Origin of the sequence: Streptomyces griseocarneus (assembly GCF_014655595.1) — a bacterium.
Classification (GTDB): domain Bacteria; phylum Actinomycetota; class Actinomycetes; order Streptomycetales; family Streptomycetaceae; genus Streptomyces; species Streptomyces griseocarneus.
The window spans coordinates 370,549-394,015 of sequence record NZ_BNBL01000004.1; the positions used below are offsets into that span (position 1 = coordinate 370,549).

Annotated in this window: 17 protein-coding genes and 1 pseudogene; 7 read left to right on the forward strand and 11 right to left on the reverse strand. The window is 72.7% G+C overall.

From position 1 onward, the window contains the following. Nucleotides 1-70: 70 nt before the first annotated feature. The gene (locus IE295_RS13210) at nt 71-949 is read right to left on the reverse strand and encodes a TIGR03620 family F420-dependent LLM class oxidoreductase (RefSeq protein WP_190063785.1); all 879 of its coding nucleotides are present in this window, start codon (nt 947-949) and stop codon (nt 71-73) included. 99 nt (nt 950-1,048) lie between these two features. Here IE295_RS13210 and IE295_RS13215 point away from each other — a divergent pair, with 99 nt between their 5' ends. From IE295_RS13215 to IE295_RS13225, 3 genes are all read left to right on the forward strand, one after another. Then, nucleotides 1,049-1,834, forward strand: coding sequence for a response regulator transcription factor (locus IE295_RS13215; protein WP_190063786.1), 786 nt, complete (start codon nt 1,049-1,051; stop codon nt 1,832-1,834). Between the two features lie 84 nt (nt 1,835-1,918). Further along, on the forward strand, nt 1,919-3,427 hold the full coding sequence (locus tag IE295_RS13220; RefSeq protein ID WP_190063787.1) for an MFS transporter: 1,509 nt from the start codon (nt 1,919-1,921) through the stop codon (nt 3,425-3,427). Between the two features lie 688 nt (nt 3,428-4,115). After that, on the forward strand, nt 4,116-4,769 hold the full coding sequence (locus IE295_RS13225) for a TetR/AcrR family transcriptional regulator (protein ID WP_308013103.1): 654 nt from the start codon (nt 4,116-4,118) through the stop codon (nt 4,767-4,769). Nucleotides 4,770-5,265: 496 nt separating this feature from the next. Here the strand turns inward: IE295_RS13225 and IE295_RS13230 are convergent. From IE295_RS13230 to IE295_RS13260, 7 genes and pseudogenes are all read right to left on the reverse strand, one after another. Next, nucleotides 5,266-6,870, reverse strand: a pseudogene (locus IE295_RS13230) (MDR family MFS transporter); the annotation flags it as partial. A 91-nt stretch (nt 6,871-6,961) separates the two neighbouring features. Continuing rightward, nucleotides 6,962-7,411, reverse strand: a complete 450-nt coding sequence (locus IE295_RS13235; protein WP_190063790.1) for a MarR family winged helix-turn-helix transcriptional regulator — start codon at nt 7,409-7,411, stop codon at nt 6,962-6,964. Between the two features lie 138 nt (nt 7,412-7,549). Continuing rightward, nucleotides 7,550-8,323, reverse strand: coding sequence for a hypothetical protein (locus IE295_RS13240; RefSeq protein ID WP_190063791.1), 774 nt, complete (start codon nt 8,321-8,323; stop codon nt 7,550-7,552). A gap of 65 nt (nt 8,324-8,388) precedes the next feature. After that, nucleotides 8,389-9,222 (reverse strand): RNA polymerase sigma factor SigF, encoded by an 834-nt coding sequence (locus IE295_RS13245; protein WP_071964858.1) that lies wholly within the window; start codon nt 9,220-9,222, stop codon nt 8,389-8,391. Between the two features lie 201 nt (nt 9,223-9,423). Further along, entirely contained in the window at nt 9,424-10,323 is a 900-nt protein-coding gene (locus IE295_RS13250) for an RNA polymerase sigma factor SigF (protein WP_372478805.1), read from the reverse strand. Between the two features lie 151 nt (nt 10,324-10,474). After that, the gene (locus IE295_RS13255; protein ID WP_190063793.1) at nt 10,475-10,768 is read right to left on the reverse strand and encodes a Dabb family protein; all 294 of its coding nucleotides are present in this window, start codon (nt 10,766-10,768) and stop codon (nt 10,475-10,477) included. Between the two features lie 59 nt (nt 10,769-10,827). Next, nucleotides 10,828-10,992: a hypothetical protein gene (locus IE295_RS13260; protein WP_190063794.1), complete on the reverse strand. Its 165-nt coding sequence runs from the start codon at nt 10,990-10,992 to the stop codon at nt 10,828-10,830. Nucleotides 10,993-11,520: 528 nt separating this feature from the next. Here IE295_RS13260 and IE295_RS13265 point away from each other — a divergent pair. Then, a complete protein-coding gene (locus tag IE295_RS13265; protein WP_190063795.1) occupies nt 11,521-11,895 on the forward strand; it encodes an STAS domain-containing protein in 375 nt (124 codons plus the stop codon). Between the two features lie 51 nt (nt 11,896-11,946). Here the strand turns inward: IE295_RS13265 and IE295_RS13270 are convergent, their stop codons facing one another. The 3 genes from IE295_RS13270 to IE295_RS13280 all read right to left on the reverse strand — a co-directional run bounded on the left by IE295_RS13270 (nt 11,947) and on the right by IE295_RS13280 (nt 17,846). Then, a complete protein-coding gene (locus tag IE295_RS13270) occupies nt 11,947-14,937 on the reverse strand; it encodes an AfsR/SARP family transcriptional regulator (protein ID WP_190063796.1) in 2,991 nt (996 codons plus the stop codon). A 163-nt stretch (nt 14,938-15,100) separates the two neighbouring features. After that, nucleotides 15,101-16,477 (reverse strand): cysteine desulfurase, encoded by a 1,377-nt coding sequence (locus IE295_RS13275; RefSeq protein ID WP_190063797.1) that lies wholly within the window; start codon nt 16,475-16,477, stop codon nt 15,101-15,103. Beyond that, nucleotides 16,464-17,846, reverse strand: a complete 1,383-nt coding sequence (locus IE295_RS13280) for a family 2B encapsulin nanocompartment shell protein (protein ID WP_190063798.1) — start codon at nt 17,844-17,846, stop codon at nt 16,464-16,466. The genes IE295_RS13275 and IE295_RS13280 overlap by 14 nt, the downstream gene beginning before the upstream one ends. A 715-nt stretch (nt 17,847-18,561) precedes the next feature. Here IE295_RS13280 and IE295_RS13290 point away from each other — a divergent pair. The 3 genes from IE295_RS13290 (at nt 18,562) to IE295_RS13300 (ending at nt 23,403) form a co-directional block, all read left to right on the forward strand. After that, nucleotides 18,562-20,847, forward strand: a complete 2,286-nt coding sequence (locus tag IE295_RS13290) for an NHL repeat-containing protein (RefSeq protein WP_229922956.1) — start codon at nt 18,562-18,564, stop codon at nt 20,845-20,847. 485 nt (nt 20,848-21,332) lie between these two features. After that, nucleotides 21,333-22,421 (forward strand): pyruvate dehydrogenase (acetyl-transferring) E1 component subunit alpha, encoded by a 1,089-nt coding sequence (pdhA, locus tag IE295_RS13295; protein ID WP_190063799.1) that lies wholly within the window; start codon nt 21,333-21,335, stop codon nt 22,419-22,421. 16 nt (nt 22,422-22,437) lie between these two features. After that, nucleotides 22,438-23,403, forward strand: a complete 966-nt coding sequence (locus tag IE295_RS13300) for an alpha-ketoacid dehydrogenase subunit beta (protein ID WP_263453359.1) — start codon at nt 22,438-22,440, stop codon at nt 23,401-23,403. The last annotated feature ends 64 nt before the right edge of the window (nt 23,404-23,467 follow it).

Genomic DNA, 23,467 nt, shown 5'->3' on the forward strand with positions numbered 1-23,467 from the left:
CCGAGCCGGCCCGTTCTGTGAGTCGACCCATTCCCTGAGCCGGCCCGTTCTGTGAGTCCGCTCGTGCCCCTCAGAGCGGCAGGATCTGCGCCAGCTCGCGCCACTGCGGCCGCGACAGGTCGCGGAGTCGTTCCTTCCGCTGGGGGAGGACCACCTGCAGGGCCAGGTGATCGGCGCCCGCGGCCACGTACTCGTCGAGCCGGTCCCGGACGCGCTGCTCGTCGCCGAGGGCGAAGAGCGCGTCGACCAGGCGGTCGCTGCCGTCGTCCTTGAAGTCGTCCTCGGTGAAGCCGAGGCGCAGGAGGTTGTTGGTGTAGTTCGGCAGGGCGAGGTAGCGGGCGAGGAACGAGCGGGCGGTCTCGCGGGCGCGGCCGAGGTCGGTGTCGAGGACGACGTTCACCTCGGGGGCGAGGAAGGCGTCCTCGCCCAGCAGCTCGCGGGTCCGCGCGGTGTGGTCCGTGGTGACCAGGTAGGGAATCGCCCCGGCCGAGCGGTCCCGGGCGAGGCCGGCCATCTTGGGGCCGAGCGCGGCCAGCACGCGCTGTTCGGCGGGCACGGGCACGGGCGCGTCGTCCAGGGCCGTCAGGTAGTCCCGCATGGCGGAGTACGGGCGGGAGTAGCGCGGGGTGAGCGCGGTGTGGCTGACGCCGAGTCCGAGGACGAGGCGCTCGCGCGCCCCGGGCGGGAGCGCGGCGTACCGGGCGGCGACGTCGGCCGCCTCGTGCTCCCAGATGCTGAGGATGCTGGTGCCCACGGCGACGCGCCGCGTCGCCCCGAGGACGTGCGCGGCCCCCTCGAAGCCGGGGCTGCCGCCGATCCACAGGGCCGCGAAGCCGAGCTCCTCCAATTCGGCGGCCGCCTCGCGGATTTCGCCGAGCCGGTTCGGGTCGTCCGAGTGGAGGCCCGCGCTCCAGATGCCGAACGTACCGAGGTCAGAAGTGAGATCCATGATCACTCCAATCGGAGGCGGCTTCCGCTTATTCCGATTCTCAGGTGTTTCACAGGATGCCGAAAGAGCGCTCTCAGCCTTCCCGCCCACGATCTCGGCATGACCACCGCCACGCCGCACAGGCGTCCCCAGCTGCTGCACGACGACACGAGCGCCGCCGTCCGGGTCCTGGTCGTCGACGGCGAGGCCGTGCCGGCCGAACGGCTCTCCCACGCCCTGCGCTGCGAGGGCTGGGACGTACGGGCGGCCGCCGACGGCGCCGAAGCGGTCCGCTGTGCCCGCACCTTCCGGCCGGACGCCGTCGTCCTGGACGCGCGCCTGCCCGGGCCGGACGGCGCGGCCGCGCTCGGGCGGCTGCGGGGGGAGCTGCCGGGCGTGCCGGTGCTTTTCCTTGCCGGTTCCGGTGGTTCCGGTGGTTCCGGTGCGGTCTCCGGTGTGGTCTCCGGCGGGGGCCGGGTCGGCGCCGGGCTCACCGCCGGGGGTGACGACTGCGTCGTCAGGCCGTTCGGCGTCGAGGAGGTCGTCGCCCGGCTGCGCGGCCTGCTGCGCCGGTCGCGGACGACGGCCTCGCGCGGCGGGGCCGTCCTGACCGTCGGCGACCTCGTCCTGGACGAGGACAGCCGGGAGGTCTTCCGGGGAGGCGCGGACATCCACCTGACCGCCACCGAGTTCGAGCTGCTGCGCTTCCTCATGCGCAATCCGCGCCGGGTGCTCAGCAAGCCGCTCATCCTCGACCGGGTGTGGTCCTACGACTTCGGCGGCCGGGTCAACGTCGTCGAGCTCTACATCTCCTACCTCCGCCGGAAGATCGACGCCGGCCGGCCGCCGATGATCCACACCCGGCGCGGGGCCGGATACCTCATCAAACCGGCCGGGGGAGAGTGACGCCGAAATTCCCTTGTACGGCGTAGAAGGTCTCTTGTACGGTGTACAGCGACACCAGACGTACACCGTACAAGGGGGGCTCCCATGGCTGCGACGACCACCGACTCACCACCCAGCGCCACCGGCGGCGGGCAACACCGTCTTCCCACCCGGTGGCTGATCCTCGCGGTCATCTGCCTGGCCCAGCTCACCGTGCTGCTGGACAACACCGTCCTGACCGTCGCGATCCCCTCCCTCACCGAGGACCTCGGCGCCGCGACCTCCGACATCCAGTGGATGATCAACGCCTATTCGCTGGTCCAGGCCGGTCTGCTGCTCACCGCCGGCAGCGCCGCCGACCGCTACGGACGCAAGAAGCTGCTCGCCGTCGGCCTCGCCCTCTTCGGCATCGGCTCGCTGGGGGCGGCGCTCTCCGAGACCACCGGGCAGCTGATCGCCGCCCGGGCCGGCATGGGCGTCGGCGGCGCCCTGCTGATGACCACGACGCTGGCCGTCGTCGTCCAGGTCTTCGACGCCGACGAACGGCCCAAGGCCATCGGGCTGTGGGGCGCGGTCAGCTCGCTCGGCTTCGCGGCCGGACCCCTCATCGGCGGCGCGCTGCTCAACCACTACTGGTGGGGCTCGATCTTCCTCATCAACCTGCCGGTCGCCGTCCTCGGCCTGCTGGCCGTCCTCAAGTGGGTGCCCGAGTCGAAGAACCCCTCCGGCGACCGGCCCGACCTGCTCGGCGCGCTGCTGTCGACGATCGGCATGACGGGCGTCGTCTTCGCGATCATCTCCGGCCCCGGCCACGGGTGGACCTCCGGCCGGGTACTGGGTTCCGCCTTCGTCGGCCTGGTCACCCTGGCCTTCTTCGCCCTGTGGGAGCGGCGCTTCCCGTACCCCATGCTGGACATGCACTTCTTCCGCAACAACCGGTTCGTCGGTGCGGTCTCCGGCGGCATCCTCGTCGCCTTCGGCATGGGCGGCTCGTTCTTCCTGCTCGGCCAGCACCTGCAGCTGGTGCTCCACTACGACCCGCTCGAGACCGGCCTGCGCATGACGCCGCTGGCGCTGGTCATCGTCGTCCTCAACTTCACGGGCGTGGGCGCCCGGCTGCTGCCGAAGATCGGTACGCCCGGTGCGATCGCGGGCGGCATGGGCCTGCTGGCGGCCGGCCTCGCGGCGATCGCGGTGCTGGGCGCCGACGGGTACGGCGGGATGCTGCTGGGGCTGATCCTCATGGGCATGGGCATCGCGCTGTCCATGCCGGCCATGGCCAACGCGATCATGTCCGCGATTCCGCCGGAGAAGGCGGGCGTGGGGGCCGGGGTCAACGGCACCCTCCAGGAATGCGGCAACGGGCTCGGCGTGGCGGTGCTGGGTGCCGTCCTCAACTCCCGCTTCGCCGCGCTGCTGCCGGCTGTTGCGGCGGGGGCGGGGTCCCTGCCGGAGGCTCTGGCGCGGGCGGGATCGGAGGAGGAGCGGGCGACGATCTCGGACGCGTTCGCTTCTGGGGTGCAGGCGAGTCAGTTGGTGGGGGCGGGGGCTGTGCTGGCTGGTGGTGTGGTGGCGGCCGTGCTGTTGTGGCGGGCGGAGCGGGTGGATCGCTGACGGTTCGTTGTGGGGCGGGGTGCGTTGTGGTGCGGGGTGCGTTGTGGTGGGGGCGGGGCCGGGGTGGGATGGGCCGGGCCCTTACGGGGCTGGATTATTTACGGCCCGGAGCCCCGAGACGGGATTCGTGCCCGGTACTTGGGCCGCAAATAACCCTGACGCCCCTTCCAGGGCCCGGCCCATCCCACCCCGGCCCCTCCCGCCGGGACCTCGTCCGGGGGTGGGTGCCCCGCTCGCCGAACCTCGCCCGCGGGTGGGTGCCCCGTACGGGCTGGTTCTCGCCCGCGAGTGGGTGGGCGCTGTGCCCGGCCGGATCTCCGTCTGGGGGTGGTTACCCCGTACGGGGCGGCTCTCCGGCCCGCCGGCCGGTGGCTGTCTGTTCCGGGCGTGCCCCGAACCGCGTCCCGCCCCCGCGCTCCTGCACCCGCCCCCGCGCCCCGCGCCCCGCGCCCAGCGCCCCGGGCCCCGGGCCCCGGGCCCCGTCTAGCATCATCGCAATTGCTCGATTGCGTACAGCGCGCACCGGACGCATCCCGCTGTGCACACCGCTCCATCCACAGCCGTCGGAAAGTGAGAGATCCCCATGGCAAGCAGCCTGCGGACCAGTGTGTGGCTGGCCGGTGAGGGAGAGGCCAAGGCCCCGAAGCGCAAGGGGGCGGAGGTTGGGGGGCTGGATCGGGATCGGATCGTGGCCACCACGGTCCGGATGCTCGATGCCGAGGGGCTGGCGAAGTTCTCGATGCGCCGGCTGGCGGCCGAGCTGGGTGTGACGGCCATGTCGGTCTACTGGTACGTCGACAACAAGGACGACCTCCTCGAGCTGGCGATGGACCAGGCGTCTGCCGACATGGGCGTCCCCGATGTGTCCGACGAGAGCGCCGACTGGCGCGATCAGGTCCGTGAGCTGGCCACCGAGTACCGCAAGATGCTCGTCGCCCACCCCTGGGTCGCCCAGCTGGTGGGCCGGTACCTCAACATCGGCCCCCACTCCATGGCCTTCTCCGAAGCCGCGCTGACGGTGATCCGACGCATGGGGCTGGGGGACCGGGGAGTGACCGGTGCGCTCAACGCCGTCTTCCAGTTCGTCTACGGCTTCGCGACGATCGAAGTGCTCTACCGGGAGCGTTGCCGTGAGGCCGGAGTGAGCGAGGACGAGTACCTCCAGCAGGTCATGGGCGTGATCTCCGACCGGCCCGAGTTCTCCACCCAGTACAAGGAAGCGGTCGAGATGGTCGAAGCCCGCAGCGCCGAGTCCATCGCGACCCTCCGGGACCAGGACTTCACCTACGCCCTCGACATGATGATCGCCGGTATGGAAGCCATGCGGGCCGCCGCTGCGTGAGCCACACCCCGCCGCCCCATGCGCCTTCGGCGCGTGGGGCGGCGTTTTGTATGGAGACCACTCCAGCAGACGGCGTTCCGGCGGGAGTGGCACCCACCCCCTCCCCCACCCACCCACCCCCGGGCGGCGTTCCGGCGGGAGGGGCCGGGGTGGGATGGGCCGGGCCCTGGAAGGGGCGTCAGGGTTATTTGCGGCCCAAGTACCGGGCACGACCCCATCTCGGGGCTCCGGGCCGTAAATAATCCAGCCCCGTAAGGGCCCGGCCCATCCCGCCCCGGCCCCGCCCCCACCACAACGCACCCCGCACCACACAAACGGCAAAGCCCCGGTACCGGTCCGCACGAGGCCGTCCCCTGCCTCATCAAGCGTGCGTCCCACTACCGGGGCCAAGGCCCACGGACCGTTCATGCCGTTCAGATCCGGGGCCACCGGCGACGCGGGGCGCGCTTCCGCTCGTAGCGCGCCCCCCGCCGGCCGGGGTCTGGGTCGGTCAGCCGGCCTGCCGGGCCGACGCGGCGGCGCCCGACGGCGCCTCTTCCGCTTCCGCGGAGGCGGAGGCGGAGGCGGCGGAAGAAGACTTCGGCCCGCCGTCCGCGTTGGACTTCAGCGCGACCTCCTTGATGAAGAGGGTCACGATGAAGGCGATCAGCGCGCACGGCGCCGCGTAGAGGAAGACGTCGCCGACGGCGTGCCCGTAGGCGCTCTCCACGACGGTCCGGATCGGCGCCGGCAGGGCGTCGAGGTCGGGGATGCCGCCCCCGCCGGTGCCGCCGTGGCCCATCGCGGCCGCGGCCTTCGGCCCGAGGGCCGTGATGCCGTCCTTGACGTAGTCGGGGACCCGGGTGGCCAGCACCGCGCCGAGCGCGGAGACGCCGACCGCGCCGCCGAGGGAGCGGAAGAAGGTGACGACGGAGCTCGCGGCGCCGAGGTCCTTGGGCTCGACCTGGTTCTGTGCGGCGAGCACGAGGTTCTGCATCATCATGCCGATGCCGAGGCCGGTGAGGGCCATGTAGACGGCGAGCTGCCAGTACGCGGTGTCGTAGCGCATGGTGCCGAGGAGGCCGAGGCCGGCCGTGAGCAGGATGCCGCCGCTGAGGAGCCAGGCCTTCCAGCGGCCGGTCTTGGTGATGACCTGTCCCGAGACGGTGGACGAGATGAACAGGCCGGCGATCATCGGGATGGTCAGCACGCCGGACATGGTCGGCGACTCGCCGCGCGCCAGCTGGAAGTACTGGGAGAAGAAGACCGTGCCGGCGAACATCGCGACGCCGACGAAGAGGCTGGCGAGCGAGGAGAGGGCGATGGTCTTGTTGCGGAACAGCCGCAGCGGAATGATCGGTTCGGACGCCTTCGACTCCGTGAGGATGAAGAGCGCGGCGAGGACCAGCGAGCCGCTGACCATGACGGCGGTCTGCCAGGAGATCCAGTCGTAGTCCTTGCCCTTGCCGGCCCGGGTGACCCAGATCAGCAGCAGGGTGACGGCGGCGGTGATGAAGAACGCGCCCAGCCAGTCGACCTTGACCTTGCGCTTGACGACCGGGAGCTTCAGCGTCTTCTGCAGCACGATGAGCGCGATGACCGCGAACGGCACGCCGACGTAGAAGCACCAGCGCCAGCCGAGCCAGTCGGTGTCGGTGATGACGCCGCCCAGCAGCGGGCCGCCGACGGTGGCGACGGCGAAGGTCGCGCCGAGGTAGCCGCTGTAACGGCCGCGCTCACGCGGGGAGATCATGGCGGCCATGATGATCTGGGCGAGGGCGGACAGGCCGCCGACGCCGATGCCCTGCACGACGCGGCAGGCGATCAGCATGCCGGTGTTCTGCGACAGGCCGGCGACGACCGAGCCGGCCACGTAGACCACGAGGGCCAGCTGGACGAGCAGCTTCTTGCTGAAGAGGTCGGAGAGCTTGCCCCACAGCGGGGTGGAGGCGGTCATCGCGAGCAGCGAGGCCGTGACGACCCAGGTGTAGGAGGACTGGCTGCCGTGGAGGTCGTGGATGATCTCCGGCAGGGCGTTGGAGACGATCGTCGAGGACAGGATCGCCACGAACATGCCCAGCAGCAGTCCGGAGAGCGCCTCCATGATCTGACGGTGCGTCATGGGCGCGGCTATGGGCGCCTCCGCTTCGGCGGCGTCCCGCACACCCGCTGGTGTGGACTTGGCCATGGACTTCCTTTTCTCGCTCGGGTTTTCAGGCTGATGTACGGGGGATCCGGCATTCGCCGAAGCTTTCGCGGAGTCGCTTCATCAGGTCGATGAGCTGCCCGACGTCGTCGTCGGACCAGTCGCGCAGGCAGGTGGCGAGCGCGTCGGTGTAGCGCCCGCTCACCTCCTGCAGCTTGTCGGTGCCGCTGGGGGTCAGGCTCAGCTGCCGGGACCGCTTGTCCAGCGGGTCGGGCTGCCGGTCGATCCAGCCGCGGTCGGTGGCGTGGGCGACGTGCCGGCTGGTGACCGAGGCGTCGATGCCCATCAGCTCGCCGAGCCGGCTCATTCGCATGCCGCCGTGCTGCTTGAGCAGGGCGAGGAGCATGGCCGTCGCGGGCGGGCAGTCGTGCGGCAGGGCGCGGCCCAGGCCGCGCTTGACCGCGCCGATGGCGCTGAGTTGCTTGGCGAGCTCTTCGTACTGTTCCTGTGCCGCCACCGGCCTTGGCTCCTCGACTCCGGAGTTAGGTTGCTTAGGGCAACCATAGAGACAATTGGTTGCTGAAGGCAAACGAAAATTGCGCAAAACGGGTAAAGGAAGGCTCAAGGGTTGCTTGCGAGGCCGTAAAACGGCAGGTCAGACCCAGTCCACGGCGACGTCACGGGTCTCCACGCGCATGCCCGGCGGCACCCGCCAGGCGTCGGCGCAGACCGTCCAGGTCTGCTGCACGGACTCCCCGGGGCGGATCGGCGCCGGGAGGGCGTGGGTGGAGGAGACCGTCCACCAGTCGATGCCGAGGAGGTCGGTGATGTGGGTGCCCAGGGTGACGGTGCCGCCGGTCACGGGGCTGCCGCCGGTGTTGGTGAAGATGAGCGTGACCCGCTCGCACCAGCGGTCCTCGGCGGGCTCGCGGCGCGGTTCGCTCACGCCGAGCGCGGCGGGCGCGGGCGCGGGTGTGGGCCGCGAGGGCGGCGAAGGCGGCGAGGGGCGCGAGGGCGGGGGCGGCGGCGTGGCCGGGCCTGTGGCCGGCGGTCGCGCGGGGAGTGACGAGGGGCGCGGCGGGCGAGTGGGTGGGATGCCGCCGCTGCCGCTCGGGGTGGCCGCGGCCTCGCTTGTGGCGGGGGCCGGGCGGGGGCTGTGCGTGGCGCTCGTACCGTTCGTGCTCGTCGCCGGAGCGGAGGGAGAGGTGGTGCCCGGGCTCCGCGTGGGCGGGGGCGTCGGCCTCGTGCCCTCCAGGGGGACGAGATCCACGCCGCCTCTCGGCGGCACCGGGCCGGGCCCGGACGCGCCGCGTCCGGCGGCCCCCGTGGCGACGTAGCCGTCGCGTTCGCCGCCGCCGCAGCCCGTGAGCGACGCGCCCAGAGCGAGCGCGCAGAACGCCGTGGCACAGGCGAGCGTCTTCCGTCGCATCGGCCCAGTGTCTCTGACGGTACGTCAGCTGTACATGGTTCCGGGCCGATGTGCCCTCCGTCCGCTCAGTCGGCGATGAGCCCCTCGCGCAGCTGCGCCAGCGTGCGCGTGAGCAGCCGGGAGACGTGCATCTGCGAGATCCCGACCTCCTCGCCGATCTGGGACTGCGTCATGTTGGCGAAGAAGCGCAGCATGATGATCTGCCGCTCGCGCGGCGGCAGCTTGGCCAGCAGGGGCTTGAGCGACTCGCGGTACTCCACGCCCTCCAGGGCCGTGTCCTCGTAGCCGAGGCGGTCGGCCAGCGAGCCCTCGCCGCCGTCGTCCTCGGGGGAGGGGGAGTCCAGGGAGCTGGCGGTGTAGGCGTTGCCGACGGCGAGGCCGTCGACCACGTCCTCCTCGGACACGCCCAGGCACAGGGCCAGTTCCGGGACGGTCGGGGAGCGGTCGAGCTTCTGTGCGAGCTCGTCGCTGGCCTTGGTGAGGGCGAGGCGCAGCTCCTGCAGCCGGCGCGGCACGCGCACGGACCAGCTCGTGTCGCGGAAGAAGCGTTTGATCTCGCCGACGACGGTGGGCATCGCGAACGTCGGGAATTCGACGCCGCGTTCGCAGTCGAACCGGTCGATCGCCTTGATCAGGCCGATGGTGCCGACCTGGACGATGTCCTCCATGGGTTCGTTGCGGCTGCGGAAGCGGGCCGCGGCGTACCGCACGAGGGGGAGGTTGAGTTCGATGAGGGTGTCGCGGACGTACGTACGTTCGGCGCTGTCCCGCTCGAGCGTGGCCAGCCGCAGGAAGAGGGAGCGGGAGAGGGTGCGGGTGTCGATGGCTTCGCAGTCGTCGAGCACGGCGTGCGGTGCGTCGTTGGCGAGCACCTTCGCGCTGCCCAGGTCTACGGACATGCCACCCCCTTGAGGTCGCGGACGGGTCACAGCGGCCACCCCGGTCGAGAGTACGGCCGGGGGTTTCAGCCTCCACCTGAATACCGGAGGCTGCGCTGTGGCAAACGCAGTTCCTGCAGAATGTCACATGTCGGCAACACGCTGTAGCGTCAAGTCGACTTATCTTCCCCACGACACCGGGGGGAGGGTCACCCGGGAGGGTTAGGCCTCGATTCGATTTGCGGAGCGCAGCCGGGCGAAGCTTCGTGAGAGTAGCCGGGACACATGCATCTGCGACACCCCCAGCTCCGCGCTGATCTGCGACTGCGTCAGATTGCTGTAGTAGCGCAGCAGCAGGATGCGCTGCTCCCGCTCCGGCAGCTGTACGAGCAGGTGGCGCACGAGATCGCGGTGCTCGACGCCCGCGAGCGCGGGGTCCTCGTAGCCGAGCCGGTCCAGCAGTCCGGGCAGGCCGTCGCCCTCCTGGGCGGCCTCGAGGGAGGTCGCGTGGTACGAGCGGCCGGCCTCGATGCAGGCCAGCACCTCGTCCTCGGCGATCTTGAGGCGCTCGGCGATCTCGGCGGTGGTCGGGGACCGGCCGTGCAGCACGGTGAGGTCCTCGGTCGCGCCGTTGACCTGCACCCACAGCTCGTGGAGGCGGCGCGGGACGTGCACGGTGCGGACGTTGTCGCGGAAGTACCGCTTGATCTCCCCGACGACCGTCGGCATGGCGAAGGTGGGGAACTGCACCCCGCGGTCGGGGTCGAAGCGGTCGATGGCGTTGATGAGGCCGATGGTGCCGACCTGGACCACGTCCTCCATCGGCTCGTTGCGGCTGCGAAAGCGCGCCGCGGCGTACCGCACGAGGGGGAGGTTGGCTTCGATCAGGGCGGCGCGCACGCGGGCGTGCTCGGGCGTGCCGGGCTCGAGTGCGGCGAACTCCTTGAAGAGCACCTGCGTCAGGGCCCGGGCGTCCGCGCCCCGGCTCTCGCGGCTGCGCGCGGCGGCCCCGGCGAGGTCGCCGTCGCCGGGCTCCGCGGCGTCGTCGGTCCGGTGCGGTTCGTCGGTGGGGTTGTCGCTCCGGAGGGGGGCTTCGGGCGCTGTACGGGCCGGCACGGTCACCACCCCTTTTCGGTCAACTCATCCGGCAAAAGCGGTCATAGCATCACAAGACATGTGCACTGTGTGCAAGCACCGCATAACACCGTGTTGACGTGAAGAAGCGCCCCTCACCGGGGCGGTGAGGGGCGCTCCTACGGGCCGTGCGGCGATGTCAGAACGGGTAGTCGGCGATCACCCACGTGGCGAATTCGCGCCACTGGCCGACGCCCGCCCGGTGGGCGGGGTGGTCGAGGTAGCGCTGGAGCGCGTCGGTGTCCTCGACGGCGGAGTTGATGGCGTAGTCGTAGGCGATCGGCCGGTCGGAGATGTTCCAGCCGCATTCCCAGGAGCGCAGCTCCGGGATCTGCTCGCCGAGCTCCTCGAACGCGCGCACGCCCGCGACGACGCGCGGGTCGTCGCGCTCGACGCCCTCGTTGAGCTTGAACAGGACGAGGTGGCGGATCACAGGCTGCCTCTTCGCTTCGTCGCGCTGATGCCGCCGCGGGCGCCCGGCGGGCCGGGTCCTCAGCTGATCAGCTGGGTCATGAACTCGCCGATGTTGTTGGCGGCGTCCGAGATCCCTTCGAACCCTATCTGCACCAGCTCGGCCGCACGGGCGGGGGAGTGGATGATCGTGTAGGCCACGAAGACGGCGAGTCCCCAGAGCGCGACCTTCTTCGTCTGCACCATGAACCGCTGCCTCCCCTGCTGTCCCCTGTGCGGTCGCGAGAGTCTATCCGTGCAGGCGTGCGAACGGACGTATGGCCGAAACCTATGGGCGCGTCGCCTGGACGAACCCCGGGCGAACGGTGTGGGGCTCTTCACGCCCCTCACGCCGTCTTTAAGGACCTTCGGCCCTGTGAAGAAGGCCCTTCGCCCGCCATTCCGGGCGCCGGCCGGGCGGAGGATGGGGGGTGCCCGCGGGTCTGGCAGGAATCCGGCGGGCAGGGACACGGAACCTCACTGCGGGGTCCGGGCCGCGCGCTTCCCCCCGACCGCGGCCCGTACTTGGAGGCCGTGTCCTCGCCGGGGGAGGCGGCCGGCCCCCCCGATGCCGCCTCCCCCGTCCTGCATGTGCCGGAAGCCCCGGCTCCGGACCGTTTCGCGCACAGGTCCGGGGCCGGGGCTTTCCTGTCATCACGGGTGCGTGTCGGAGGTGATATCGGACCCCCGCCGGGGCACCAGAAAGGCACACGATATGCCCGATGAGGGAGGGCGGTGAGGTTCGCCATGGGCGTGTACGAGCTCGCCTTCACCATGCGGGAACGCGTGGCCGGGGGAGCGGTGGTCGTCGAACTGCTCGGCGAGATCGACATCTTGGCGGAACAGACGCTGGGTCCCCCGCTCGAGGCGCTGGCGGGGCGGTGCCGCGGGGACCTCGTCATCGACCTGCGCGGAGTGACGTTCCTCGACGCCAGCGGGGTGCGGCTGCTGCTGCGGGCGCGCGGTCGGACCGCCCGGTGCGGGGCGCGGCTGCGGCTCGTACGGGGTGGGGCGATGGTGTCGAAGGTGATCCGGATCGCCGGCGTCGAGCCGGCGTTCACGTGGCTGGACGCCTTCCCGCCGTCGGCGGTGGGCAGCGTGCCGGCCTGACGCCCCGGCGCGGGCGCGGGCGCGCGCGGCACGCGGGAGAGCGGCCCCGCGTCAGCCGCCGCCCGTCACACGCCAGTCGGGGAACTCCTCGTCCAGCAGCGCCCGGACGTCCGCCGCCTCCGCGGCGCCGCGCCGCTCCAGCACGTCGTACGCCTCCCGCAGGCAGCCCAGCGCGATCCTCGGCTCGCCCAGCGCCGGCAGCGCCCGGCCGCGGGCGGCCAGGGCCAGGCCCCGGCAGTAGGCGTCGCCGAGCCCGGCCTCGGCCTCCAGCGCCCGGTCGGCGGCGGTGACGGCCTCGCGGTGCTGACGCTGGTCCAGCCGGCAGTGCGCCAGATGCGCCCACAGCAGCGCCGTCCGGCGCGGATCGGTCTCCAGTCCCAGGGCCTCGCGCAGCCGGTCGGTGGCGGTCGCCGCCCGGTCGGCGGCCAGGAGCGTGCGGCCCGCCAGGTGCAGGACGGCGGGCAGGACCGCCGCGTGCTCCTCCTCGCGGGCCTCCTCGGTCGCCTCGTTGGCGGCGGCGAGCGCCTCCTCCGCACGCCCCAGCCCGATGTACGCGCGCCCCGCGTGGGCCCGCGCCTCGAGGGCCGAGGTCATCGCCCCCTCGGCGCGCAGGTGCTCCTCGGCCTGGACGAGCAGGGGCAGGGCGTCGCCGGGCCGGCCCAGGGACAGCAGGACCACGCCGAGTTCGCCGGAGGTCAGGGTGAGCGCGAGCGGGTCGTCCGCCGCCTCGGCCAGCCGCAGGCACGCGCGCAGGTCCCGCTCGGCGCGCTCGTAGGTGTCGGGGCCGAAGCGGGGCGCGGCGAGCACGCGCAGCGCGCGGGCGGCGCTCGCGTCGTCCTCCCACTGCCGCGCCCGCTCCAGCGCCCGGCGGGCGGGCGCCTCGAGGTCCCGCTGGCGCGCGGTGCCCGTCGTCAGCCGGTCCCAGACGGTCAGCAGGTCGGCGGCCGGGCGCAGCGCGTCGGGGATGTCGAGGTCCAGGACCTGGCCGGTGAGGGCGAGCAGGTGCGGGTGGGCGTCGTGCAGCCAGGCGCGGGCGGTGTGGGCGTCGGGCAGGGGGCGGCCGGTGGTGACCAGGTGGTGGCGCAGGTGGCGCGGTACTGGGCTGTCGGGGCGTACGCGGAGCAGGGCGGTGACGGCCGTGGCGAGGTGGTGGTCGAGCAGCCGCAGCAGTGCGGCGTCGCGCACGGGCGGGCTGTCGGTGCGCTCGCTCTGCCGCCGGGCGAAGTCCCGGAGCGGGCCGGGGTGGCGGTGGCGGCCGGGGCCGGGCGGGTGGAGCAGGCCGGCCAAGGCGAGGGCCGCCAGGAGCGGCTCGGCGTCGGCCGCGTCGGGGAGTTCCAGCACGGCGGCGGCCGAGGCGGCGTCGACGGCGGGCACGTCGGCGAGGGCCAGGAGCCGGAAGGCGCGGGCGGGTTCGGCCTCGAGGCAGTCGTAGGCGACGCGGAAGGCGGCCTCGGTGGCGAGGTCGCCCGGGTGGGCGTCGCCGGTGTGGAGCTCCTCGAGGCGCGTCCGCTCGTCGCGCAGCCGCGCGGCGAGGTCGGCGGGGGTGAAGAAGGGGCGGGTGGTGAGCCGGGCCGCGGCGACGCGCAGGGCGAGCGGCAGCGTTCCGCAGGCGGCCACCACGGCGCGGGCGGCCTCGGCGGCGCCCCCGGCGGTGTCGCCCGCGAGCGCCGCGAGCATCGCCAGCGCCTCCTTCTCCTCCGGCACGGTCACCTCGACGCGCCCGGCTCCCGGCACCTCGAGGTCCGGTGCGCGGGTGGTGACCAGGACCGCGCAGCCGGGCGCGCCGGGCAGCAGCGGCAGCACCTGGCCGGTGCCGGCGGCGTCGTCGAGCAGCAGGAGCGCGCGGCGTTCGGCGAGCAGCGAGCGGTAGAGCGCGGTCCGCCGGGCGGTGCCCTCCGGCAGGGCGCCGTCGGTGACGCCGAGGGCGTGCAGGAGCCGGTCGAGGGCGGCCTCGGTCTCCAGCGGCTCGGGGCCGCTGCCGCGCAGGTCGAGGGTGATCAGGCCGTCGGGGTGGGTGGTGCGCAGGGCGTGGGCGGCGTGCAGGGCGAGGTCCGTCTTGCCGGCGCCGCCGGGGCCGGTGAGGACGACGACGGGTGCGGGGCGCCCGGCGGGGCCGGTGAGCGCGGTGCGGACGCGGGCGGCGAGCTCCTCGCGTCCGGCGAGGTGCGGGGCGCGGTCGGCGTCCGTGGCGTCGTTCCAGGGCAGGGGGTCCGGCCCGGCGGGGGCTTCGGGGGCGGTCGCCGGGGGCGGGGCCGCGGGGGTGGTGAGGGCGGGGTCGCGGGCGAGGACCTGTTCGTGCATCCGGGTGAGTTCGGGTCCGGGACCGCGGCCCCGTTCCCGCTCGAGCGCGCGCCGGGCCTCGGTGAACACCGCCAGCGCCTCGGCCTGCCGCCCGGCGCGGTGCAGGGCGTGCATGAGCAGGGCGCGGGTGCGTTCGCGCAGGGGGTGTTCGGCGGCCAGCGTGCGCAGCGCGGCGATGGCGCCGGCATCGCGCCCCAGCGCGAACGCGCACGCGAACAGGTCCTCCTGGGCCGTGACGCGCAGGTCGGCGAGCCGTGCGCGCTCGCGCTCGGCGTACGGGCCGGGGAGCGCGGACAGCGCGGTGCCCTCCCACAGGGCGAGCGCCGCGCCCAGGTGGGCGTACGCCCCGGCGAGGTCGCCGGCGGCGCGTGCGGCCTCGGCGGCTTCCCGGTGCCGGTGGAACACGGCGGCGTCGACGGCCTCGGGGTCGACCCGTGCGGCGTGGCCGCCGCCTTCGCTGACCAGCAGGGGGGTGCCCGGCGTGCGCTCCGGCTCGAGGGTGGCGCGCAGGCGCGCGAGGTAGTCGTGCAGGGTGTCCACGGCGCGCGCGGGCGGGGAGTCGCCCCACAGCGCCTCGATGAGCTCGTCCGTGGTGAGGGGCCGGCCGCCGCGCAGCAGCAGGATGGCGAGGACGGCCCGCTGTTCGGGGGAGCCGAGCGGCAGGGGCCGGCCGTCCATGTCCGCCCGTACGGGGCCGAGCACATGGAACCGCAGGCGCTGGGTCTCCTCGTCGCCGGACACGGGTCTTTCCGCTCCTCGCTGCGCTGTGCCCTTCGGGGGCCGTACTGAAGGCTGTACCGAATCAACCGGGTTTGACCGGAGCTCATAGGAATTGTCTGAAGAGCACAGTACTAGCGCGAGTCCGGGCCGCGCCGGAAGCGCGACCCGGACCCGTTTCACCCGATCAGGCGACGTCCTGCCGCATCCGCAGCAACGAGTCCGCCAGCCGGTCCACGTCCTGGGGGGTGTTGTAGAGCGCGAGCGACGCCCGCGCCGCGCTCTCCAGGCCGTAGTGGCGCAACGAGGGCTGGGCGCAGTGGTGCCCCGCCCGCACGGCGATGCCGTCCCGGTCGAGCAGGCGGGCGATGTCCGCCGGGTCCAGGCCCGCGAGGGTGAAGGTCAGCACCGCGATCTTGCCGGGCGCCGAGCCCAGGATCCGCAGCCCCGGCACCTCGCCGAGGGCCCGCTCGGCGTAGGCCAGCAGCTCCTGCTCGTACGCGGCCACGGCCTCGCGGTCGAAGCCCGTCAGCCAGTCGATCGCCGCCAGCAGCCCGGCGACGCCGGAGATGTGCCCGGTCCCGGCCTCGAAGCGGTGCGGCACGGGCGCGAACGTACTGCCCGTGAAGTCCACCTGGTCGATCATGTTGCCGCCGCCCTGCCAGGGCGGCATGGACTCCAGCAGCTCCGGCCGGCCGTAGAGCGCGCCGATGCCGGTGGGGGCGAACAGCTTGTGCCCGGAGAAGACGTAGAAGTCCGCGCCCAGGTCCCGCACGTCGACGGGGAAGTGCGCCACCGCCTGCGCGCCGTCGACCAGCACCTTGGCGCCGTAGCGGTGGGCGAGGGCCGCCATCTCCTTCACCGGCGGGACGGTGCCCAGCACGTTCGACGCCTGGCTGACGGCGACGAGCTGGGTGCGGAAGGAGAGCAGACCGGCGAAGGCGTCCTGGTCGACGCTGCCGTCCGCGAGGAGCGGCACGGGCACGAGCCGTGCCCGTTTCTCCTTGGCGAGCTGCTGCCAGGGGACGATGTTGGAGTGGTGCTCCAGCCGGGGGACCAGGATCTCGTCGCCGGGGCCGATGTTCGCCCGTCCCCACGTCTGGGCGACCAGGTTGATCGCCTCGGTGGTCCCGCGCGTGAAGACGATGTTGTCGGGGGACTCGGCGCCCAGGAAGCGGGCGACCGCGGCCCGTCCCGCCTCGTAGGTCTCCGTGGCCTCGCGGGCCATGGTGTGGGCGCCGCGGTGGATGTTGGAGTTGGCGGCGCTGTAGTACGTGCCCAGTGCCTCGATGACCTGGCGCGGCTTCTGGGTCGTGGCGCCGTTGTCGAGCCAGACCAGTGGTTGGCCGTTGACCGTGCGGTGCAGGACCGGGACGTCGCGGCGGGCGGTCTCGGGGTCGAAGCCGGTGGAGGCCCGGGGCGGGGTGGACGCCGGCGGGACCGGGGCCGGGCTCGGGGTCGGTGCCGGATTCGGGGCCGGGCTCGGGGCCAGGGCCGGCGAGCCCGGCGGGAGCGGGCCCGTCGCTCCTAAGGCGTCGTACGCCCGAACGTCAGGAATAGTCATGGTACTTGGACACCTCGACGTTCTGCAGGACGGCGGCGGCGTCCTCCACCAGCACGGCCGCGTTGAAGTACGCCGTGAGCAGGTACGAGGTGATGGCCTTCTTGTCGGTGCCCATGTCGCGCATGGACAGGCCCGGCTCGACCTCGTCCGGCACCCCGGCCGGGCGCAGCCCGATGACGCCCTGCTCGGCCTCGCCGGTGCGCATCAGCAGGACCTGGGTGACCCCGGCGCCGCCGGGGCCGGCGAACGGCATCTTGTCCGAGGGCAGCAGCGGCACCCCGCGCCAGGTCAGCAGCGGGCTGCCGAAGCGGGTGTCGATCACCGGCGGGACGCCCCGGCGGGTGCACTCGCGGCCGAACGCGGCGATGGCCCTGGGGTGGGCGACGAAGTAGCCGGGCTGCTTCCACACCCGCGACAGCAGCTCGTCCATGTCGTCGGGGGTGGGCGCGCCCGTGCGGGTCTGGACGCGCTGGCCCGGGGCGATGTTGTGCAGCAGGCCGAACTCGGGGTGGTTGAGGATCAGCGCCTCCTGGCGCTCGCGCAGCGCCTGGACGGTCAGGCCCGCCTGGACCCTGGTCTGGTCCATGGGCGCGTTGTAGAGGTCGGAGACCCGGGTGTGCACGCGCAGGACGGTCTGGGCGAGGGTCATGTGGTACTCGCGGGGCGTGTCCTCGTACTCGACGTACGTCCCCGGCAGTTCGGGCTCGCCGACGTGGCCGCCCGCGAGGTCCACCGGCACCTCGGAGCCGGGCACGGGCCCCTCGCCGGCGATGTGGGCGTCGAGCGCGGCGCGCAGCGACGCGTCGCGGCCGGCCAGGGAGTTGAGCGTGTCGAGCTCGACGGTCAGGGCGACGCCGGCGGTGAGCGCCTTGACGCGGAACGGCAAGGGCTGACATCGGGTCCAGGAGTCGAGGTCGAAGAACTGCCCGTCGCCGATGACCTCGAGCAGCGCGTCCTCGCCGTAGCGTCCGGTCACGCGCTTCTCCGCGCGGCCGGTGACGATCACCCACAGCTTGTCGCAGGCGCTGCCCTCATCGGCGAGGACCTGGCCCGGCTCGAAGGACACCTCGGTGAAGGCCCCGGCGAGTTCCGCTAACTGGCCCTCCTCGGCGCCCCGGAGGAAGGGCAGCTCCCGGAGGTCCTCCGGTACGACGCGGTGGCCGCCGCCCTCGCCGTAGCAGCTGATCCGGTCGTCGCCGAGGATGAACGTCCGCCTGCGGTTGACGCGGTACACGCCGCCCTCGACGTCGACCCAGGGCAGTGCGCGCAGCAGGTAGCGGGGCGTGATGCCGCGCATCTGCGGGGTGGTCTTGGTGGTCGTGGCCAACTGCCGTGCGGCATCCGGGCCGAGACTGAGGCGATCGTTCACGGGTGTCCTCCTCCGGTGGGCCCGCGCGGAGGTGCCGCGCGGGAGAACGAGAACCGATCGTCCGGTCGGGCCGTCGTCCGCCACAAGGTGCCGGCTCGGGGCGCGGGTCCTGAATTGATCGACATCTTGAACGACCGGCCCGATGCGGGGGCTTGTCGTCCGGATGCGCGTGCCCGTGACATGTGTGTCAGGCATCCGGCACCTGTCGGGCAGGTGCTCGAGCCCTCCTCCCCGGAGCTTTGGTCCGTACCAGGACTCGACCGGATTCGATCCCCCCGCCGGCCACCGGAATGTGCGGCTCTGCGGCAAGGGGGCGGTTCGGGCCGCCAGGGGGCGCGTAGAAGGGGCGTATCCGGCGGGTCCGGATTCACATATTCCGTGCGTGAGCAGGGGAGACGGCGCGGCCGGCGGTAAGCCGGGGCGGGTTCCGGCCGCCCGCGAGGTGGGGTCGGATTGTCCGAAGAGCGCTGTAAGCCCGGTGGCCGCAGGTGGGTAGGCTCGGCGTGCCTTCCGGACGGGACATCGCGTCCGTCACGGCACCCCCTCCTCGTTTCAGCGCCTTGTCGTGATCGTTTTCTCGTCCGGCATTTCCCGTGGGTACGCCGCTCGGCGCCCCAGGCGGTTCAGCGCCATCCGATTCGTACGTCCCCTCCATCGGTTCATGTGGCGTGCCCGCGGGACGGGGGCGCGCCCTGCCCAGACAGGAGAAACAGGCATGACCTCCAACGGCAGTTCCACGGCGGCCTACCCGGACGGGACCATCGTCACCACGGCGGGCACCGGCGCCGCCGGCTTCATCTCCGACGGCGGGCCCGCCGCCGGCACCCCGGTCAGCGGTCCGAACGGCGTCGCGGTGGACCGCTCCGGCAACCTCTACATCGCCGACACCGGCAACCACCGCGTCCGCAAGGTGACCCCGGCGGGGATCATCACCACCGTGGCCGGCACCGGCCAGGCCGGCTTCGTCTCCGACGGCGGCCCCGCCGTCGCCACCAGGCTCTACCACCCGACCGGCGTGGCGGTGGACGGCGCCGGCAACCTCTACATCGCCGACCGGCACAACCACCGCATCCGCAAGGTCACCACCAACGGGATCATCACCACCGTCGCGGGCAACGGCCAGGCCGGCTTCGTCTCCGACGGCGGCCCCGCCGTCGCCACCAAGCTCCACTACCCCTGGGCCGTGGCGGTCGACGCCGACGGCGGCCTGCTCATCTCCGACACCAACAACCACCGCATCCGCAAGGTGACGCCGGAGGGGAACATCCTCACGGTGGCGGGCAACGGCCAGGCGGGCTTCGTCTCGGACGGCGGGCCGGCCATCGCCACGAAGCTCTACCACCCCTTCGACGTGGTGGCGGACGGCGAGGGCGGCTTCGTCTTCGCGGACCGCTACAACCACCGGGTGCGGAAGGTGAGCGCCGCCGGCGTCATCACCACCGTCGCGGGCACCGGCACCGCCGGCTACGTCGCCGACGGCGGCCCCGCCGTGGGCGAGCGGCTGAACTACCCGATCGGCGTCGCGCTGGACGCCGCCGGCAACCTCTACATCGGCGACAACCACAACCACCGCGTGCGCAGGGTCAACCCCGACGGGATCATCACCACGATCGCGGGCACCGGAACCGCCGGGTACATCGCCGACGGCGGTCCCGCCGTCGGCACCAGCCTCTACTACCCCAACGGCCTCGCGGTGGCCCCCTCGGGGAGCCTGTACATCGCCGACGGCAGCAACCACCGCATCCGCCGGATCTACGGCGCGGCCGCGGTGCGGCCCCCGGTGCCGCCGCTCGCCGACCTCTACGGCGACGTGGTGGCCCCCGCCATCGCCCAGCGCGGCCAGGAGTTCGAGCTCGGCGCGCGGGTGCGCAGCCGCGGTCCGGCCACCGTCGACGGCGAGCACGTCACCGTCGTGCTGAACCTGCCGGCCGGCCTCATCCCCGGCCCCGGCGCCTCCGGCAGCCGGCTGAGCCGCACCTTCCGCGGCATCCAGCTCGCCCCGTACGGCGGTTCCCTGGACGGCGTCTTCCGGGTGGTGGCCCCCGAGTCCACGGCCCCGGGGACGTACGAGGCGACGCTGGAGATCCAGTACGGCGGCGAGCTGAACCTGAAGGACAACACCGAGATCCTGCCCGTCACCATCGTCGTCCCGGCCCCGCCGGCCAACGAGAAGGCGCTGACGATCTACCAGGAGGCCGTCCCGGAGGCCACCCCCGGCCAGGCCGTCCGCATCGGCCTGCGCTTCCTGTCGCCGACCGGCCAGCCGGTCAACCCCGGCGTCATCACCCAGCGCTACACCGCGCCCACTGGCTTCGCCTTCGCCGGACAGCCGCTGTACACGTACCACAACACCTCCGGCGGCGTGGTCTCCGGCGCCCTGGACTACGAGGTGTACGACGGCGGGCGCACCCTCGTCATCCGTGCCAACCCGCACCTCAACACCACCACGACCGACACCGGCAGCCTCGTGTACACCGTCCCGCTGCGGGCGCAGCCGGACGCCACGGCCGGGCTGAAGAGCGACGGTTCGGCGAGCATCGGGCAGCACGCCCCGGTGCAGATCCTGGCGAAGGTGACCGGCACGGCCGGCGAGTTCAGCGCGCGGGTGACCCAGTCGCAGCAGGACAAGGCGCGGGTGCGCCGGGGCCAGCAGTGGGTGTACCCGGCCGTGCTGACCGTCACCAACACCGGTCAGCGCGAGATCGGCGCCCAGCAGATCGTCCTCACCGCCCCGCAGGGGCTGCGCTTCACCGAGGACCGGGTCGTGATCTCGCGGCAGGGCACGGACGGCGAGCTCTCCTTCCAGGCCCGGCGTTCGGCGGACCAGCGCACCCTGACCGCCGACGACGTCCGTCTGGACCTGGCGCCCGGCCAGTGGGCGGTCCTCTACCCGGAGCTCGAGGTCGACGCGAACGCCCCGCTGGGCGCCGCGCAGGTCGGCATCCAGGTGGGCAGCCCGGTCTTCGCGTCGGGCCAGGCGGCGATCACCGTCGAGCCGTAGCGATCCGGCCGCGCGGGACGGCGGCCTGAGGAACCGCCCTTGGTCCGTGGGATCAAGGGCGGTTCCCTTTGCGCACGGTGGGGAAGTGGGGACCGGACAGATGGCCGGAAAGCATCGGCCTGTGGCGCGTTGATCGTTTCCCGGCACGGTGGCGTGATCGGGGGCTGGATTCCCGCATGGCCGAATTCGATCCATGGAATGGTCTATTCCGCCCGATAGGCGGTGGCTCGGGCCGTCCTGGACGACCGGCAATTTAATAGGACTGCCGAACAAAAGCGCAGTTCAAGGTCTCTTCCGCTAGTGTCCAACGGTGCGGGTGGGGCGCATTGCGCCACGCCTCTCGCCTGAGCCTTGAAACGCCCGGGACCGGTGTGTGGCGCGCAGACCGTGCGGACTCTCCGGCTCCGGGTGGCCGCCTCCCCTGCCCGCCGGCAGGGGCCCTGCCGACGGCGGATCCCGACGGCAGGACATAAGGAGGAGCAGAATTGGGTGCGAAAGACCTCGTGGACGAGCCGGAGCTCGTCCAGCTGCTGAGCCCGGAGGGCCAGCGGATCGATCATCCGCGCTATTCCCTGGACATCGGACCGGAAGCCCTGCGCGGGCTCTACCGGGACATGGTGCTGACGCGCCGCTTCGACAGCGAGGCCGTCACGCTGCAGCGCCAGGGCGAACTGGGCCTGTGGGCGTCGCTGCTGGGCCAGGAGGCCGCGCAGATCGGCTCCGGCCGTGCGACCCGGCCCGACGACTACGTCTTCCCCTGCTACCGCGAGCACGGCGTCGCCTGGACGCGGGGCGTGGACCCCCTCAAGCTGCTCGGCATGTTCCGTGGCGTCAACCACGGCGGCTGGGACCCCAACGAGAACAACTTCCACCTCTACACGATCGTCATCGGCCCGCCGCTGCTGCACGCGGCCGGCTACGCGATGGGCGTGGCCCACGACGGCGCGGACACCGCCGTCCTGTCGTACTTCGGCGACGGCGCCTCCAGCCAGGGCGACGTGGCGGAGGCCTTCACCTTCGCGTCGGTCAACAACGCCCCGGTCGTCTTCTTCTGCCAGAACAACCAGTGGGCCATCTCCACGCCGACCGAGCGCCAGACCCGGGTGCCCATCCACCGGCGGGCCGCCGGCTGGGGCTTCCCCGGCGTGCGCGTCGACGGCAACGACGTGCTGGCCTGTCTGGCGGTCACCCGGGACGCCCTGGAGCGGGCCCGCTCGGGCCAGGGGCCGATGCTCATCGAGGCGCTGACCTACCGCATGGGCGCCCACGCCACCTCCGACGACCCCACGCGCTACCGGGAGGACGCCGAGCGGCGGGAGTGGGAGGCCAAGGACCCGATCCTGCGGCTCGAGCGGCACCTGTCCCAGGAGGGGTACGCCGACGCCGCCTTCTACGCCGAGGTGGCGGAGGAGGGCGAGCGGCTCGCGCGCAGGATCCGCGAGGGCGTGCGGGCCATGCCCGACCCCGACAGCGCGGCGATGTTCCGGCACGTCTACGCCGACGGCCACGAGCTCGTCACGGAAGAGCAGAACCGTTTCGCTGAGTACCAGGCCTCGTTCGAGGAGGGCAACTGACGTGGTGTCCCAGGAGATGACGCTCGCGGGCGCCCTCAACGCCTCCCTGCGCAGGGCGCTCGAGGACGACGAGAAGGTGCTGATTTCCGGCGAGGACGTGGGCAGGCTGGGCGGCGTCTTCCGCGTCACCGACGGCCTGCAGAAGGACTTCGGCGAGGCCCGGGTCTCCGACTCGCCGCTCGCCGAGTCCGGCATCGTCGGCACGGCGATCGGGCTCGCGCTGCGCGGATACCGGCCCGTGGTGGAGATCCAGTTCGACGGGTTCGTCTTCCCCGCGTTCAACCAGATCGTCACCCAGCTGGCGAAGATGCACGCCCGCTCCCTGGGTACCGTCCGGCTGCCGGTCGTCGTGCGGATCCCCTACGGTGGCGGGATCGGCGCGATCGAGCACCACAGCGAGTCGCCCGAGGCGTACTTCATGCACACCGCCGGACTCAAGGTGGTCTCGCCCGCCACCGCCGAGGACGGCTACTGGATGCTGCGGCAGGCCATTCAGAGCGACGACCCGGTGATCTTCTTCGAGCCGAAGCGCCGCTACTGGGACAAGGCGCCCGTCGACACCTCGGCGGCGCCCGCGCCCCTGCACAAGGCCCGCGTCGTCAGACCCGGGACCGACGCCACGCTCGTCACCTACGGCCCCACGGTCAGGGTGGGCCTGGAGGCGGCCGCCGCGGCGGCCGAGGACGGCACCTCGCTGGAGGTGGTGGACCTCCGCTCGCTCTCCCCGCTCGACTTCGCCACGGTGCGGGCGTCGGTGGAGAAGACCGGGCGGCTGGTGGTGGTCCACGAGGCCCCCGTCTTCGTCGGGCCCGGTGCCGAGGTCGCCGCCCACGTCCAGGAGCGCTGCTTCTACCACCTGGAGGCACCGGTCCTCAGGGTCGGCGGCTTCCACGCCCCGTACCCGCCGTCCCGGCTGGAGGACGACTACCTCCCGGGCCTGGACCGGGTGCTCGACAGCGTCGACCAGGTGCTCGCGTACTGACGCGCGGGCACGCCGCTTCTCGGAGCTGCCGATTCCCGGACAGGCCTGCGGGCCCGCCGCGGCC